Genomic DNA, 16,136 nt, shown 5'->3' on the forward strand with positions numbered 1-16,136 from the left:
TCAGGAGGCTCACATTATGAGAGCAATTCACTCACCCAAATTGGATATTCAAACGTTCAAACCGGGAAGACGACGAATTTCGGCGGCGACGAAACACTACCCTTTTGACCCCGCTGGCGGTAATGGGGTATATATGGGCCGACGCAAGAAGATCGTCCAAGAGTGTGAACGGCTGATGGACGAACCGGAGAACATCCGGAACATCGCCATCGCCGCTCACGTCGACCACGGGAAAACAACCCTTTCTGACAATCTCCTCGCCGGTGCCGGCATGATCTCCGATGAGACTGCCGGTGAACAGCTTGCGATGGACACGGAGGAAGACGAACAGGAACGCGGGATCACCATCGACGCGGCGAACGTTTCGATGACTCACGAGTACGAGGATACCAACCACCTCATCAACCTCATCGACACGCCGGGCCACGTCGACTTCGGTGGCGACGTCACCCGGGCGATGCGCGCCGTCGACGGTGCGCTCGTCGTCGTCGACGCCGTCGAAGGGGCCATGCCCCAGACCGAGACGGTGCTCCGTCAGGCGCTCCGAGAGGGCGTCAAGCCGACCCTGTTCATCAACAAAGTCGACCGTCTGATCTCCGAACTTCAGGAAGGACCCGAAGAGATGCAGAACCGACTCCTGTCGGTCATCCACGACGTCAACGAACTCATCCGCGGGATGACCGAGGAGCGCGACGATATCGACGACTGGACCGTCTCCGTCGAAGACGGCACCGTTGGCTTCGGCTCCGCGCTGTACAAGTGGGGCGTCTCCATGCCCTCGATGCAGCGAACCGGGATGGACTTCGGCGAAATCATGGACCTCGAGCGCAACGACGAGCGCCAGGAACTCCACGAGCGGACGCCGCTGTCGGACGTCGTGCTCGACATGGTCTGTGAGCACTTCCCGAACCCGGTCGATGCACAGCCACGTCGTGTCCCGCGCATCTGGCGCGGTGACGAGGAGTCCGAGCTCGCCGAATCGATGCGCCTCGTCGACGAGGACGGCGAAGTCGTCTTCATGGTCACCGACATCGCGATGGACCCCCACGCCGGCGAAGTCGCTTCCGGTCGCGTCTTCTCGGGTTCCCTCGAGAAGGGCCAGGAGCTGTACGTTTCCGGGACCGCGGGCAAGAACCGCGTCCAGTCCGTCGGGATCTACATGGGTGGCGAACGCGAGGAAGTCGATCACGTTCCCGCGGGGAACATCGCCGCCGTCACGGGTCTCAAGGACGCCATCGCCGGTTCGACCGTTTCCAGCGTCGAGATGACGCCGTTCGAGACGATCGAACACATCTCCGAGCCGGTCATCACCAAGAGCGTGGAGGCACAGACGATGGACGACCTGCCGAAGCTCATCGAGACTCTTCGACAGGTGTCCAAGGAGGACCCCACGATCCAGATTACGATCAACGAGGACACCGGCGAACACCTGATCTCCGGGCAGGGTGAACTCCACCTCGAGGTCATCACCCAGCGTATCGAGAAGAACCAGGGGATCCCGGTCAACACCGGTGAACCGATCGTCGTCTACCGGGAAGCGATCCAGCGCGCGAGCGATCAGGTCGAAGGCATCTCGCCCAACCGCCACAATCGCTTCTACATCTCCGTCGAACCGCTGCCGGAGGACGTCGTCGACACGATCAAGAAAGGCGAGGCGTCGATGGACATGCCCGAGCAGGAACGCCGCGAGGCGCTCCAGGACGCCGGCATGGACAAGGACGACTCGCAGGAAGTCGAGCACATCCACGGCTCGAACATCCTGCTGGATCAGACGAAGGGTATCCAGCACCTGAACGAGACGATGGAGCTGTTCATCGAGGGGCTCGAGGACGCCCTCGACAACGGCCCACTGGCGAACGAGCCGGTACAGGGGACGCTCATCCGTCTGCACGACGCTCGACTCCACGAGGACACCATCCACCGCGGCCCGGCACAGGTCATTCCCGCGACCCGGAACGCTGTCCACAAGGCGCTGATCGACGGGAAGATCAAGATGCTCGAGCCGATGCAGGACGCTCGTATCGACGTTCCCAATGATCACATGGGCGCTGCGTCCGGCGAGATTCAGGGTCGTCGTGGCCGCGTCGACGACATGTACCAGGAAGGAGACCTCATGGTTGTCGAGGGTATCGCGCCCGTCGGCGAGATGATCGGGTTCGCGAGCGACATCCGCTCTGCGACCGAGGGTCGTGCCTCCTGGAACACCGAGAACGCCGGCTTCGAGGTCATGGCCGACTCCCTCCAGCGCGAGAAGATCATGGAGATCCGAGAGCGCAAGGGCATGAAGCTCGAGCTGCCGCCGGCGATCGACTACCTGTAGGCGACTCGCCGCTTACGAGATCTCGGTTTCTCCCGTTATTTCCCGTCTCGAGTGCTATCAGTGGCACCTGTGAGACGTGACTCGTGACAAGAGTTGCCGTTTTTCTCTACGGTAGATGAAGCGAACGCGTTTCATTCCTCAGATAGACTGACACAAAGTGAGGAGCCGATGACGACAGAATCGGCGGAAAACCCGGACCCGGAACTACTCGTGGATATCCTCTCGTCCGACGGGGGTGAAGACGCACGAGCCGCAGCCGCTCGATTCGGCGGGCGCGACGAGCAGCGCTGGAGACGGGATCGAGAAGCGTTCAGTAGCGAGTAGCTGTCAGGACGGGAGTCGGGTTAACTCGTTACTCTCGTTCGCCTGCACCGAGCGCGGCTTCGCCGACCTTTTCGTGGCCCTCGATGACCTCCTTTCCGCCCATATACGGCTGCAGGGGCTCAGGGATCGTCACCGTGCCGTCCTCGTTCTGGTAGTACTCGAGGAGCGCCACCATAACCCGGGGAATCGCGAGCCCGGAGGCGTTCAGCGTGTGCAGGTACTCGGCTGATTCGTGGCGCTCGGGCCGGTAGCGCAGGCCGGCGCGGCGGGCCTGGAAGTCCTCGAAGTTCGACGCGCTCGAGACCTCGAGCCAGCGGCCGCCTTCCTCGGGGCCGTCGTCCATGTCGTCGCCGGGGGCCCAGACCTCGATGTCGTAGGTCTTGGCGCTGGCGAAGGTCAGGTCGCCGGTACAGAGCTCGAGGATGCGGTAGGGGAGGCCGAGTTGTTTGAGGACTTCCTCGGCTTCCTCGAGGAGGTTCTCGAGGCGGTCGTAGCTCTCCTCGGGTTCGACGAAGTTGACGAGTTCGACCTTATTGAACTGGTGGACGCGGACGATGCCCCGCGTTTCGGTGCCGTGCTCGCCGGCCTCGCGCCGGAAGTTAGGCGTGTAGGCCTGGTGTTTGAGCGGGAGGTCGTCGTCCAGCAGGATCTCGTTGGCGTACATGTTGGTGACCGGCACCTCCGCGGTGGGGCAGAGCCAGAGGTCCTCGTCGTCGTACTCCTCCTCGTTGCTACCACCCAGTCGATAGGCGTCGTCGGCGAACTTTGGGAGCTGGCCGGTGCCGCGCATGGAGGCGCTTTTGACCGGGATCGGCGGAAACACGTCGACGTAGTCTTGCTCGCGGTGGAGGTCCAGCATGAACTGGATCAGGGCATGCTCGAGCTGTGCGCCCTCGCCTTTGAGGAAGTAGAAGCCGGCACCGGTCGTCTTGGCGGCGCGTTCCTCGTCGATGATGTCGAGCTCCTCGCCGAGGTCGTAGTGGGGCGTAACCTCGTCGGGAAGATCGTGCGAGTCGTCGAACCCCCAGCGCCGATCCTCGACGTTGTGGCGCTCGTCGACCCCCAGCGGAACGCTCTCGTGGGGGAGCTGTGGGATCTCGAGCATTCGTTCTTTGAGTTCGTCCTCGAGGGCGACCCCCTCTTCCTCGACCTCCTCGATCTCGGCTTTGAGCTCCCGGGAACGCTCGATGGCTTCCTCCCGTTCCTCCTCTTTCCCTTCGGCGACGAGCGTGCCGATCTTCTTGGTGATCTGGTTGCGATCGTGGCGTAAGTCGTCGCCGCGTGCTTTCAGTTCGCGCCACCGCTCGTCGAGCTCGAGCAACTCGTCGAGGTCGACATCCGCCCCGCGGTTCTCGAGGGCGTCGCGTACCTCGTCGGGGTTCTCGCGCAGATAGGTCCGGTCGAGCATTGGTCTTGCCCGTGCGTTCTTTGTGCCCGGGCAAAACCGTGTCGGAAAGCCGCGTCTCCCGGTCGCTCGCTCGAGCCGTCGGCGGGAAACGTTTTTTTCGTCGGCGGGCCGACTCTCACGGTATGGACCCGCTCGAGGGCGAGCTGTCGTCGACATCGATCGAGTACGAGCCCGTCAGCGTCAAGGACGTACTCGTGGAGATGAAAGACACCGCGGAGCTGTTGATCGATCTCTCGTACTCGGCGGTGCTCCACCAGAGCGAGCCACTTGCGACGGAGGTGCTCCGACTGGAAGAGCGGATGGACGTCCTCGAGTTGCGCGCGCGGATGAGCCTCCTGATGGCTGCACGGAAGCCCGCGGACGCGGAACAGCTCGCGCCCGTCTTCGGGATCGTTGGCGCGGCCGACGGGATCAGCGACGCCGCCGGCGACATCGCGAAGATCGTCCTCGAGGACGTGGGACTGCCCGAAGCGATGCGGGCCGCGTTGCCGGACGCAGCGGGCACTCTCGTTCGGGGCGTCGTCGCCACCGGCTCTGCTTACGCCGGGCGGACGCTGAAAGACATCGACCTCGAGTCGGCGACGGGCGTGCGCGTGATCGCGCTCCGGCGGGGAAACGAGTGGCTGCTCAACCCCGGCCCGAACACGCGCGTCGAGGCCGACGACGTGGCGTTTCTGCGGGGCCCAGACTCGTCGATCGGCGACGTTTACGAGACGCTGACCGGCGAGGTCTACGAAGCACCATCCGTCGAGACGGCCGACATCGACGACCTCGAGCGGGCCGTGGACACGATAATCCACATGAAGGACTTCTCCGAACTCGCGGTCGATCTGGCCTACAGCAGCGTGCTGTTCGACAGCGAGGAACTCGCCGAGGAGGTCCGCAACCTCGAGGTCGAAGTCGACGCGATGCAATCGCGATTCGAGGCGTGGACGCTACGGGCGGCCGCCGATGCGCCGGACCCCGTCGCCCTGCGGGGGCTGATCCAGCTGGGCAGCAGCACGGAGCGGATCAGCGACACCGCGATCGAGATCAGCGAGGGCGTCCTGCGGGACATCGACGTCCATCCGGTCGTGCAGATGGCCGTTCAGGAGAGCGACGAGATCATCACTCGCGTCGTGGTCGAGACGGGGAGTGAACTCGACGGCACTGCGGTCACCGCCGGTGTTCCCGACGCCGAGTCGACGATGTCGGTGATCGCCATCCGCAGACCTAGCGATGGGTGGCTGCTGGTCGCGGACGCCGACGCCGAACTGCGCGGCGGGGATGTGCTCATCTCGAAGGGGACGCGGACGGCCGCGGCGGACTTCCGAGAACTCGCGTCCGCGTAGTCTCGATTCATTTTCGTCGCGACGGATCGCTGCTTCCGTCCGTTCTTTAAGTGCCTCTGGTCACAAGGTAAAGATACGACGGAAGAACGGTCCTTCTCGAGCGAACCTACTGACCACCGAGACGCGAGTCTCCGGAACGTCCGAGTTTGTCTCGTCTCGCACGGGTGAGTTCGATCTCAGTTCAGGACGACGATCGCGACCACCGAGAGGACGATGACGCCGAGAATATCGCAGAGGTTCGTGACGACCGGGATCGTCGTATCGTCGGGGTCCAGCCCCTGCGTGTAGGAGACGTAGGTCGCACCGAGACTGAGCGCAATCGCGATGACGGCCAGCAACATACCGCTGACCACCGAGATGACCATGAGGTCGACGAGCGCCATCGGTTCAGCGATCACCTGGCCGACGACCCAGGCGGCAATACCCAGCGCCGAGAAGATCGTTACCGCGAGCCCCAGAATTGCAAAGATGTTCGTCCACAGCACCTCGTCTCGAGGGTCGAACTCGAGCAGCCCGAGGTGCAGCCGCGTCGAGAGCCGCGAGGAGAGGATCGCGCCGAGGTTCCCCCCCATCCCGATCATCACGGGGACGAGCACGAGCAGCGTCGGGTTCGCGAGGTAGGTCTCCTCGAGTTCCTCCAGGATGTACCCCGACCCCATCTCGAGCATCGAGAGGACGAGCAGGATGGGGAACATCGTCCTGACGATGTGCCGGATCGTCCAGGCGTCGAGCGGGTCGTCGGGGTCCGCGGCCGCCATCAGAACACCACCCCGACGACGGTGAGCGCGACGAAGAGGAAGACGACGCCGAAGACGTCGCCGAGCGTGGTGACGATCGGGCCGATCAAATTGTCCGGATCGAGGCCGTACTTGTAGCTCGCGAACACCAGTCCCAGCATGCCGAATATCAGGGTGAACGAGGTCAAAACGCCGGAAACGAGCATAATACCGACGAGTTCGACGAGCCGCGCGGACTCGCGTCCCAGCACCTGGAGAATGCCCCACGAGAGGAACGCGATGAACACCGAGATGCCGATCCCGTTGATGAAGGAGGCGGCGACCGCGTTGACGAGCCGCCGGTTCCACGAGAACTCCGGATCGATCATCCCCTGGTGGAGACCGCTCGAGATGCGCGCCCCCAGCGCGCCGTAGACGTTCCCCCGGGTCGCGAGGAAGGCGGGGAGCAACAACAGCATGCCGGGGAACCGCTCGAATCCGGCCGTCATCCCCTCGGAGCCGAGGACCGACCCCGCGAAGATCCCGCCGGCGAGACTTACCACGAGAATCGGCAGCGACTCGCGGTAGATGCGCCACGCGGTTTGGCGACCCTCCATAGCGGCGAATGACGTAGTCCGGACATAAACCTACCGCGGGTCGAACGCGAGCACAACGTCCGACGACGTGTGGATTGCTACCATACCTGGCCGATCGCTAACGTGTTTCGCTGGGCTCGCTCGAGGAGGCCGTTTTTTGGACATCACTTAGAGCGAACTCGCGATAATGAGGACCCACGCGAGGCCGATCGCCGCGAGCGAACAGGCGAGGGTCGCCGCGGCGTTGCCGACCGCGAGGGCTCGCTCCCCGCGCTCGTACAGCCGGACCGTTTCGACCGAAAACGTCGAGAAGGTCGTGAACGAGCCACAGATTCCGGTGCCGACGAGCTGTAGCGTCGACTCGCTCGCGCCCGCGAAGATCGCGAGTCCGAAGACGAAACTGCCGACGACGTTGACCGCGAACGTCGCCAGTGGGAATCGGCCGCTCGAACCCCGGGAGACCCGCTGGCCGACCCAGTACCGGAGGACTGCGCCGATCGCGCCGCCGGTGCCGACGAGGTGGGCCGGCTCGAGGTCGACGGTGACGACTGCTTGGATAGCCGTGCGTGCGAGAACGACGGCGTGGGTGAACAACTGGATAGCGACGACCCCCTCGAGATCCATCGCACTCATGCCGTCTCACCGCCGGCGTGGTGTGGCGTCCCGATTCGGCGCGCGAACGCCCGCCCTGCGAGCACGCCGAGCAGCCCGAGTCCGTAGTTCGCGGCGACGATGCCGACCAGCGCGAGCGGATTCGACGCGAGCGCAGTCTGGAGCGCGAACGTGCTATAGGTCGTTAGCGAGGAGAGAAATCCCGTCGTGAAGACGAGGCGAGCCCGCGAGCCGATGTGGCCCGCGTACTCGGCCTCGTAGATCAGAAAGCCGAGGAGGGCGCTCCCGACGGCGTTGACGAGGACGATCGAGGGAACGTCCGGGAGCGCTTCCATCGCAAGAAACCGAAGGTTCGAGCCGGCGAAGCCGCCGACGGCGATCAGTGCGAGCGTCTCGAGTCGAACGAGCGGGTGTGCGTCTGCCATGGCTGGGTGGTCACGCAGGGACCGTCATACGGACTCCTGTCAGTCAGCTCCAGCGCACCCGCCACCCGTCGTGCGGGTGCGCCGGGACCCAGTGACAGCAGGCCGTATCAGCCGACCGACGCTCGCCGGCGTGGCACTGGGATCGACGCCAGCCACGGACCGGCAGTCTCGCCCGGCGGTTGGGTCAGGCGGGCCCCATCGCCCGATCGTGTGCTCCCTCTCGCGGGCACACAATGAGGGTTCCGGATGCCCTCTCGCGAGTCCTTCCGAAAGCGATCTCGCGGCTCCGAATCGTGCTCGAGCGCCTCGAGTCGCGGAAGGAAAAGAGCCAAGGTTAGACTGCCTCTAAACCGAGCCATGACCGGAGACGCTTCCGGGGGCGGCGGGCGGGACGGGTTCGCGCGGGCGTCGTGGGCGAACGTCCTCGGTAACGTCGTGAAGATCGTTGCCGAGGGGTCGGCGGGGCTCGCGTTCGGGAGCGTCGCCCTCCTCGCGGACGCAGCCCACTCGCTCGCGGATCTCGTGGCCAGCGTGGTCGTTCTCGTCTGGGGTCGAAGTGCGTTCGACGAACCAGACACGACTCATCCGCACGGCCACGATCGGATCGAACCCCTGACGGCGCTGTTCGTCGGTGCCGTCATCGCGCTCCTCGGACTGAATCTGCTCTACCGGTCCGTCGAGGGACTTCTCACCGGCACTGACATCGAGTTCAGCGTCTTGCTCCTCGTGGCCCTCGGGTTCGCAATCGTCGACATGTACCTCGTCTACCGCTACACCGTTCGGATCAACGAACGCCTGCAGTCGACCGCGCTCGCGGCGCTCGCGAAGGACTGCCTGAACGATATCTACACCTCGGTCGCCGCCATCGTCGGCGTCCTCGGCGTCCTGGTCGGCTATCCAATACTCGACCCCGTCGCCGGCGGCCTCGTCAGCCTGCTGGTCGTCTATCAGGGCGTCGAAATCGGCAGGGAGAACGTCGATTACCTCATCGGTGCCGCGCCCGGTCCCGAGAAGCGCGGGGAGATCACCGACCGCCTGCGGAGCCATCCGGCTGTCGAGGGCGTTCACGACCTGACCGTCTTCTACGACGGCACCGTCCTTGAGGTCGAAGTCCACGTCGAGGTCGACGGCGACATGCCGTTTCGCGATGCCCACGACATCGAATCGGACCTGGTCGATCAGTTGCGAGGCCTCGAGGACGTCGGCGACGCACACGTCCATCTCGATCCGTCCGGAATCGGCGAGTGGAAGGAGTCGGTCGACGAGTTCGGATCACCTTACGACGAGTCCGGGTCGCCGTAGTTACTCTCGGGGGCGTCCGCGGGAGACGACGCCCGAGGCAACGTGACGACGAAGACGCTCCCATCCGGGCCGGTGTTAGTGAGGCCGACGGTGCCGTCGTACCTGTTCGCGAGGATTTGGGAGAGATAGAGGCCCAGCCCGTGGTTGGTCGACTTCCGCTCGAACAGCGACTCCCGAGTCGCCTCGGAAATCCCCGGGCCGTTATCGGCGATCGTGACTCTCACGGTCTCGGGCGCCGCGTCGACGGTCACGCGAACGCGCGGCGCGTCGCCGTCGTTGTGTTCGATCGCGTTCTCGAGGAGGTTCGAAAAGATCCACTGCAGTCCCTGATTTCCCCTGACTGCGACCGCGTCGGGTAGCGTCGCCTCGAGTACGACGTCGTCGAACTGGGCGCGACACTCGGCCAGTTGCGCCTCGAGTACCGCGGTGAGGTCGACGGAGCCGGTTTCGGCTCCCCGGTTCGCGTCGAGCATCGCCCGCACGTCCTCGATGACGCCGACGAGGTCGTCGCTTTCGCCTTCGATCGTCTCGAGACGGTCGCGGAGCCGTTCGTCCTCGTATTGCTCGCGTAATAGCGATGCGTGACCGCCGATGATCTGCGAGGAGTTCAGCACCTCGTGTCGGAGGAGGTCGTTCAGGTACATGAGGAGCGCCCGCTCGTCCTCGAGTTGTTCGGCACGGACGGTGTCGGCCGTCACCTCAACCTCGCGCTGGATGGCACTCGCTTCGACGTAGCCGACGACGAATCCGCCCACTGCGCCCGCATTGAGGGAGAAGTGAGCCCAGGAGATGTTTCCCGCGAGATTATGCCAGGGGGAGAACACTATCGTCACGAGGTTGATCGCCAGAAAGATCGCTCCACTGCCGAGATACCACTTGAGTATCCGACCGTACCGATTCGCGTCGATGTCGCTCCGCTCGAGGCGGTATCCGCCCCACGCCAGTCCGAGGGCCGGGCCGCCGACGAAGAGGAAACTCAGCAGGATCCCGATTCCGTCGAGCGAATCAGCGAACGCGATCCACCAGCCGACGAGGAACGCGAACGAGAGGACGCCGCTCCCGAGTACGATCCCGGGCGTGTGTGCTCCCCGGAGCCACGACTGGGAGGGCTCGAGGCTGATCTGATCCGACAGATCCTGGCTCACCTTCGATCGAGCGGGGGTCGTTCGGGAACGGTTCGAATCATCTATCGTACGAATGCGGGTGGGGTGTAAAGGGAGTAACGGCCCACCACGGTCGCGGTCGCATCGGCTGGCCGCGACGCGAGCTTTTATCCTGTGCGATGACGGTCTATCGATATGGAAGTCGGAGACGTCCACGAAGTCACGACCGGAGACTGCTCGGATCTCTACTATCTCGACACGGGGATGTACGGCACGGACGAGTACGGAGCCGTCTACATCATCGACGACGACCGCCCCGCCGTCGTCGACACCGGTATCGGCACCAACTACGACCTGCTCCGCGAGGCCCTCGAGGACGTCGGCATCGCTCGGGATGAACTCGCGGTCATCGCGCTGACCCACATCCACCTCGATCACGCCGGCGGCGCGGGCTTTCTCGCGGCGGACTACCCGAACGCCGACGTTTACGTCCATCCGATCGGGACCGATCACCTGATCGATCCCTCCCGTCTGGTCGCCGGGACGAAAAACGCCGTCGGCGAGCAGTGGGCTCACTACGTCGAACCGGAGCCGATCCCCGGCGACCGGCTCGTCGAGATCGAGGGCGGCGACGGCATCGATCTCGGAACGCACGAACTGCGCGTTCACGCGGCACCTGGCCACGCGCCACATCAGGTCGTCTTCGAGGACCCCGCGAACGATGCGGTGTTCGTCGCCGACGCCGCCGGCATCTGGGTCCCGAAGATCGAGGAAATCAGGGAGACTTCGCCGCCCTCGAACTTCGACCTCGAGCAGTGTCTCGACGACATCGAGACGCTGAAAGCGCTCGATCCGGACGTCTTCTGTTACCCCCACTTCGGGCCGCGATACGTCGGCGACAACGTTGATCGGGCCCTCGAGGAGTACGCGACCGTCCTCGAGGAATGGGTCGACGCGGTCGCGGACAAACGTCGGGAACTCGCGGACGACGAGGCCGTCATCGAGCACTTCGCCGATGCGACCGAGATGACCGACGTCTGGGGCGCGGAGAAATCGAGCGAGGAGGCGAAACTGAACACACGCGGCGTGCTGGGCTACCTCGAGCACCGAGAGTAAGTTCGGGACGACCGACGCGCCCTCCCGAGGATCCGGAGCAGTCGCCCCGACGACAATCAACGTTCGGTTCTTTTCCGTTGAGATACAGTTCGCTGGCGTCATCGCGGTGGTTTCGGCGGATCGAACGGAAGCGATAAACCTGCCGACAGATGAAACCCGTTTCATCACGTTTTATCGCACGGGAGCTACTCTCACGCGTATATGAACTGGCGGGACGCCGAACGAGAGTACGAGGATGAGGTAATCGGGGAGACGACGCTCGCCCGGATGTTCGAGGAATCGGCCGAGCGGAATTCGAACCGACCGGCCCAGCAGTACAAGGGAGGTATCTACGAGCGGTCGCTGACGGACTCGGTGCTGCCCGCCGCCACGTCCGGCGAGTTCCGGACCATTTCCTACGCGGAGATGCGCGATATCGTCCGGACGCTCTCGGCCGGCTTCCGCGAGCTGGGGGTCGAGACGGGGGACCGAGTCGGTCTCTTTTCCAACACCCGAATGGAGTGGGCCCAGTGCGATTTCGCTCTGCTGGGTGCGGGCGCAGTCATCACCACCGTCTACACGAGTTCCTCACCCGATCAGGTCGAGTACCTGCTCGACGACCCCGACGCCGACGGCGTCGTCGTCGAGAACGAGGCGTTGCTCGAGAACGTTCTCGAAGTCGAGGACGAACTCGACCTCGAGTTCATCGTCTCGATCGACGAGATCGACGGCTACGACGACCGCGACGACATCCTCACGCTCGGCGACGTCTACGCCCGCGGCGAGGAGCACTTCGACCTCGAGGCCTACGAAGCGCGACTCGAGGAGACGGAGCTGGACGACCTCGCGAGCCTGATCTACACTAGCGGGACGACGGGCCAACCCAAGGGGGTCCAGTTAACTCACGGGAATTTCCGGTCGAACGTCAACGGTATCCGGAAGCGCTTTGCGCCACGGCCGGACAAGGGAGACGACGTCCCGACGCTGGACGAGGAGTCCCTGGCGATGTCGTATCTGCCGCTGGCGCACGTCTTCGAGCGGACGGCCGGTCACTTCGTCCTGTTCGCGAGCGGTGCCTGCGTCGCCTACGCTGAGAGTCCGGACACGCTCCAGGAGGACTTCAGCATCGTCGGCCCGACGACGGCGACGAGCGTGCCCCGCGTCTACGAGAAGATCTACGACGGCATCCGCGAGCAGGCCAGCGAGTCGGGCGCGAAAGAGCGGATCTTCGAGTGGGCCACGGGCGTCGGCGTCGAGTACCAGCAGGCCGACTCCCCGGGGCCGATCCTGACAGCCAAACAGGCGCTGGCGGACAAACTCGTCTTCTCGACGGTTCGCGAGGCGCTGGGCGGCGAGATCGAACTGCTCATCAGCGGTGGTGGGAGCCTCTCGCCGGAGCTTTGCCGGCTCTACCACGCGATGGGACTCCCCATCTACGAGGGGTACGGCCTGACCGAGACCTCGCCGGTCGTCTCGACGAATCCGACGGATGCCGTGAAGATCGGCACGATCGGCGCGCCGCTGGTCAACGTCGATGTGACCGTCGACGAGACCGTCGCCGATCAGGAGGCCTTCGCTGACGACCCCGGAGAGGTCGGCGAACTCCTCGTGAAGGGACCGAGCGTCACGCAGGGCTACTGGGACAAGCCCGGCGCGACGCAGGGCGCGTTCACGGAGGAGGGGTGGTTCCGCACCGGCGACATTATTCACCTGCGGCCCGACGGCTACCTCGAGTTCCGCGACCGAATCAAACAGATCATCGTTCTCTCGACGGGAAAGAACGTCGCGCCCGGCCCGCTCGAGGACGCCTTCGCCGCGAGCGAGGTCGTCGAACAGGCGATGGTCGTCGGCGACGGCGAGAAGTTCATCGGCGCGTTGCTGGTCCCCAACACGGCGCACGTCCGCGAGTGGGCCGAGAAAGAGGGGATCGACCTGCCCGACGACCCGCAGGCGATGTGTGACGACGAGCGGGTCCGCGACCACATCCAGCAGGAGGTCGACCGGGTCAACCAGAACTTCGAGAAACACGAGACGATCAAGCGGTTCGAACTCGTGCCCCAGGAGTTCACCGAGGAAAACGACATGCTCACCCCGACGATGAAGAAAAAGCGCCGGGTCATCCTCGAGCGGTTCGAGGATCGTGCGAATCGGATCTACGAGGACGACTGATCGTCTCCGACGCGATGACGCCAATGACGGCGGCGCCCCCTCGCGGATCCGATCGGGATTGGCGGCTGGGAACTCGTATCGGCCACGTTACGGCTGTTTCTCAGAGGAGTTAACCCACTGGAGTGATTTCGTCGAGACGAATGGATATGGCAGTAGCGTCGTGGCATCGATCACTCTCGGGTCGTCAGATACGACTATGACGGCGGGTGGCGGCGGCGATCTACTCATACTGGTCGCTGCGATCGTCGGACTCGGCGTCATCTCACAGCTGTTGTCGGCCCGATTCCGCGTTCCGAGCGTCCTCTTTCTCATCGCTTCCGGGGTCGCGATCGGGCCGGAAGGGCTCGGCGTGTTGACCATCGACTCCTTCGGCGAGAGCGGCCTCTCGACGATCGTCGGACTCTCGGTCGCCATCATCGTCTTCGAGGGAGCGTTTCACCTCAAAATCAGCAAGATAAAGGAAGCGCCAACGGCCGTGTTCCGGTTGACGACGATCGGCGCAGCGATCGCGTTTCTGGGCACCGCCGGTGCCGTCCGCTTCTTTCTTGAGGCCGACTGGGACATCGCGCTGTTGATCGGCGCGCTGTTGATCGCGACCGGTCCGACGGTCGTCACGCCGATCCTGAAGGTCGTCCCCGTCCGAGATCGGGTCGCGGCGACCCTCGAGACGGAGGGGATCGTCAACGACGTGACGGCGGCGATCCTCGCGGTCGTGCTGTTCAAGTCGATGACGATCCAGGAGATTCACGCGGACATCTATCTGCAACTGTTCGCCGAGCGACTTGGGACGGGGCTACTCGTCGGCGTCGTCGTCGCGGCTGCCGTCTGGGCGCTCCTCCAGTACGTCGATCTCTCGCCCGACAACGCGCCACAGAACGCGCGATTGCTCACCCTCGCGGGAGCGATCATCGCCTTCGGCGCGGCAGATTACGTCTTCGCCGAGGCGGGCGTCGCGGCCGCGGCGACGGCCGGGCTGATCCTCGGCAACGCCAACCTCCCCTACGAGGACGAGATCGAGGCGTTCAAGGGCGACATTACGCTGCTCGTCCTCTCGTTCGTCTTCATCACGCTCGCGGCCTTGCTCGAGTTCGATCAGCTGCTCGCACTCGGGCTCGGCGGCGTGGCCGTCGTCGCGATCGTCATGCTCGTCCTGCGGCCGTTCCTGGTCTTCCTCTCGGCACGCGGTGGCCGATTTACGTTCAGCGAGACGCTTTTCATGAGCGCCGTCGGCCCGCGAGGGATCATTCCGGCGTCGGTCGCGACCCTGTTCGCCATCCGGCTGCAGACCGGGACAGCCCCGACGAATCCGGCCGGTGCGGACCTGCTCGTGGGAACTGTCTTCCTCGTTATCCTCGTGACGGTCGTCCTCGAGGGCGGCCTGGCTCGGCAGATCGCGGAGAAACTCGACGTGATACCCATGCGTGTACTCATCATCGGCGGCGGCCGCGTCGGTCGCTCGCTGGCAGAACGGCTGGAAGCGCGCGGTGAAAACGTGGTCCTGATCGAGGAGGATCTTTCGGTCCTCGAGGACCTTCGCAACGACGGGTTCACCGCCCGTCAGGGCGACGGGACCGACGTCGAGGTGTTGCGCGAGGCCGGCGCGGAGAACGCCCGGATCGTCGTCGCGGCGACCGGCGACGACGACGTGAACCTCCTCGTGGCACAGCTCGCGCAGTCGAACTTCGACGTGCAGACGGTGATTGCCCGCGCGAACAACCCGTCGAACGCGTCGGCGTTCGAGGACCTCGGCGTCGAGACGATCTCGGCGGCCGAGTCGACCGCGTGGGCGATCGACAACGTGATCGAACGCCCCGCGCTCTCGAACTGGATGTCGGAACTCGGTCGCTCCGGCGACGTCCAGGAGGTTGAGATCACCGACGAGTCCCTCATCGGAAAAACGGTCGTCGATGTCGGCAGCGAACTCCCGGGTGGCGTCCTCATCGCGCTCGTGAGTCGGAACGGGACCAACGAGGTCCCTTCCGCTGATGTCGTACTACAAGAGGGCGACCACATCACGCTCATCGGCCGGACCGAGGCGGTTCGCGAGGCCATCGAACAGTGCGGAACGCCGGTGTAGTCGCCGTCGAATTCTCCGTTAGCAGTCGACACCAGCGCGACGTTCGGCCCGCGGGGCTCGGCGAGCCGGTCGTTTTCGTCCAGTGGCACACGCTCGAGCCCGTCTCCGATAACTCGAGCGGGGAGTGGAGAGATCAGGTCGCGACGAGCACGACGGCAACGACCGCGAGCGCCAGCCCGGCCACGTTTGTCGCGCTGAGTTGTGCGTCGAAGTAGAAGACGCCGACGACCGCCGGGATGACGAAGTAGAGCGCGGCGATCGCGGAGACGATCGCCATGTTCCCGCGTGCGAGGCCGGCGTAGAAGCTGATGGAGGCAGCCGCGAGGAACGCACCGGAGACGAGGGCGAACGCGATGTCGACGCGCGACCCGGCGATCGGGCGACGGAGCGTGAGTACGTAGCCGCCGACGATCACGAGACTCGCGACGTAGGAGAGAAACACCGCGTTCACGGGCGAGAGCGATCGCGTCGCGATCCCACCTGCAACTGCCCAACCGCCGTACAACAGCAACGCTCCGACCGCGAACGCAATCTCCGCACTGACCATGCAGGCGGCTGCTCCGTTGGTCGGAAAAGCGTTCTGCTCGATGGTCGTCAGCCCTCGCTGGAGTGGTTCTAACCAGATACCATTTGAAATAACCTTCTATAGTGAAAGAAT

General features: G+C 64.5%; 14 protein-coding genes. 7 read left to right on the plus strand and 7 right to left on the minus strand.

The window, feature by feature from the left end; genetic code table 11:
- The first annotated feature begins 133 nt into the window (after nucleotides 1–133).
- Both ACEWFR_RS05715 and ACEWFR_RS05720 read left to right on the plus strand, forming a co-directional pair.
- Nucleotides 134–2,320: an elongation factor EF-2 gene (locus tag ACEWFR_RS05715; protein WP_374060124.1), complete on the plus strand. Its 2,187-nt coding sequence runs from the start codon at nucleotides 134–136 to the stop codon at nucleotides 2,318–2,320.
- 168 nt (nucleotides 2,321–2,488) lie between these two features.
- Entirely contained in the window at nucleotides 2,489–2,644 is a 156-nt protein-coding gene (locus ACEWFR_RS05720) for a hypothetical protein (protein ID WP_374060125.1), read from the plus strand.
- A gap of 28 nt (nucleotides 2,645–2,672) precedes the next feature.
- Here ACEWFR_RS05720 and serS read toward each other — a convergent pair whose 3' ends face one another.
- Nucleotides 2,673–4,052 carry a serine--tRNA ligase gene (serS, locus tag ACEWFR_RS05725; RefSeq protein ID WP_374060126.1) on the minus strand — a complete coding sequence of 460 codons (1,380 nt, stop codon included), beginning with the start codon at nucleotides 4,050–4,052 and terminating at the stop codon, nucleotides 2,673–2,675.
- A 122-nt stretch (nucleotides 4,053–4,174) separates the two neighbouring features.
- Between serS and ACEWFR_RS05730 the strand changes: the two genes are divergently transcribed.
- Complete coding sequence (locus ACEWFR_RS05730; RefSeq protein WP_374060127.1) at nucleotides 4,175–5,383, plus strand: potassium channel family protein; 1,209 nt, start codon at nucleotides 4,175–4,177, stop codon at nucleotides 5,381–5,383.
- Between the two features lie 176 nt (nucleotides 5,384–5,559).
- Here ACEWFR_RS05730 and ACEWFR_RS05735 read toward each other — a convergent pair whose 3' ends face one another.
- The 4 genes from ACEWFR_RS05735 to ACEWFR_RS05750 all read right to left on the minus strand — a co-directional run bounded on the left by ACEWFR_RS05735 (nucleotide 5,560) and on the right by ACEWFR_RS05750 (nucleotide 7,732).
- Nucleotides 5,560–6,141: a magnesium transporter gene (locus ACEWFR_RS05735; RefSeq protein ID WP_374060128.1), complete on the minus strand. Its 582-nt coding sequence runs from the start codon at nucleotides 6,139–6,141 to the stop codon at nucleotides 5,560–5,562.
- Nucleotides 6,141–6,716 (minus strand): magnesium transporter, encoded by a 576-nt coding sequence (locus tag ACEWFR_RS05740; protein ID WP_374060129.1) that lies wholly within the window; start codon nucleotides 6,714–6,716, stop codon nucleotides 6,141–6,143. The genes ACEWFR_RS05735 and ACEWFR_RS05740 overlap by 1 nt, the downstream gene beginning before the upstream one ends.
- 147 nt (nucleotides 6,717–6,863) lie before the next feature.
- Nucleotides 6,864–7,328, minus strand: coding sequence for a fluoride efflux transporter CrcB (crcB, locus tag ACEWFR_RS05745; protein WP_374060130.1), 465 nt, complete (start codon nucleotides 7,326–7,328; stop codon nucleotides 6,864–6,866).
- On the minus strand, nucleotides 7,325–7,732 hold the full coding sequence (locus ACEWFR_RS05750) for a CrcB family protein (protein ID WP_374060131.1): 408 nt from the start codon (nucleotides 7,730–7,732) through the stop codon (nucleotides 7,325–7,327). The genes crcB and ACEWFR_RS05750 overlap by 4 nt, the downstream gene beginning before the upstream one ends.
- Nucleotides 7,733–8,089: 357 nt before the next feature.
- Between ACEWFR_RS05750 and ACEWFR_RS05755 the strand changes: the two genes are divergently transcribed.
- Nucleotides 8,090–9,034 carry a cation diffusion facilitator family transporter gene (locus tag ACEWFR_RS05755; RefSeq protein WP_374060132.1) on the plus strand — a complete coding sequence of 315 codons (945 nt, stop codon included), beginning with the start codon at nucleotides 8,090–8,092 and terminating at the stop codon, nucleotides 9,032–9,034.
- On the opposite strand, the gene ACEWFR_RS05760 is transcribed toward ACEWFR_RS05755, so the two are convergent.
- Entirely contained in the window at nucleotides 9,010–10,179 is a 1,170-nt protein-coding gene (locus ACEWFR_RS05760) for an ATP-binding protein (RefSeq protein WP_374060133.1), read from the minus strand. The genes ACEWFR_RS05755 and ACEWFR_RS05760 overlap by 25 nt on opposite strands.
- Nucleotides 10,180–10,332: 153 nt before the next feature.
- Between ACEWFR_RS05760 and ACEWFR_RS05765 the strand changes: the two genes are divergently transcribed.
- The 3 genes from ACEWFR_RS05765 to ACEWFR_RS05775 all read left to right on the plus strand — a co-directional run bounded on the left by ACEWFR_RS05765 (nucleotide 10,333) and on the right by ACEWFR_RS05775 (nucleotide 15,478).
- Nucleotides 10,333–11,253, plus strand: a complete 921-nt coding sequence (locus tag ACEWFR_RS05765; RefSeq protein ID WP_374060134.1) for an MBL fold metallo-hydrolase — start codon at nucleotides 10,333–10,335, stop codon at nucleotides 11,251–11,253.
- Between the two features lie 201 nt (nucleotides 11,254–11,454).
- The gene (locus ACEWFR_RS05770) at nucleotides 11,455–13,401 is read left to right on the plus strand and encodes a long-chain fatty acid--CoA ligase (RefSeq protein WP_374060135.1); all 1,947 of its coding nucleotides are present in this window, start codon (nucleotides 11,455–11,457) and stop codon (nucleotides 13,399–13,401) included.
- A 196-nt stretch (nucleotides 13,402–13,597) separates the two neighbouring features.
- Entirely contained in the window at nucleotides 13,598–15,478 is a 1,881-nt protein-coding gene (locus ACEWFR_RS05775) for a cation:proton antiporter (RefSeq protein WP_374060136.1), read from the plus strand.
- Between the two features lie 133 nt (nucleotides 15,479–15,611).
- On the opposite strand, the gene ACEWFR_RS05780 is transcribed toward ACEWFR_RS05775, so the two are convergent.
- A complete protein-coding gene (locus tag ACEWFR_RS05780) occupies nucleotides 15,612–16,025 on the minus strand; it encodes an EamA family transporter (RefSeq protein ID WP_374060137.1) in 414 nt (137 codons plus the stop codon).
- Between the last annotated feature and the right edge of the window lie 111 nt (nucleotides 16,026–16,136).

Source organism: Natrinema sp. H-ect4, assembly GCF_041894845.1.
Classification (GTDB): Archaea; Halobacteriota; Halobacteria; order Halobacteriales; family Natrialbaceae; genus Natrinema.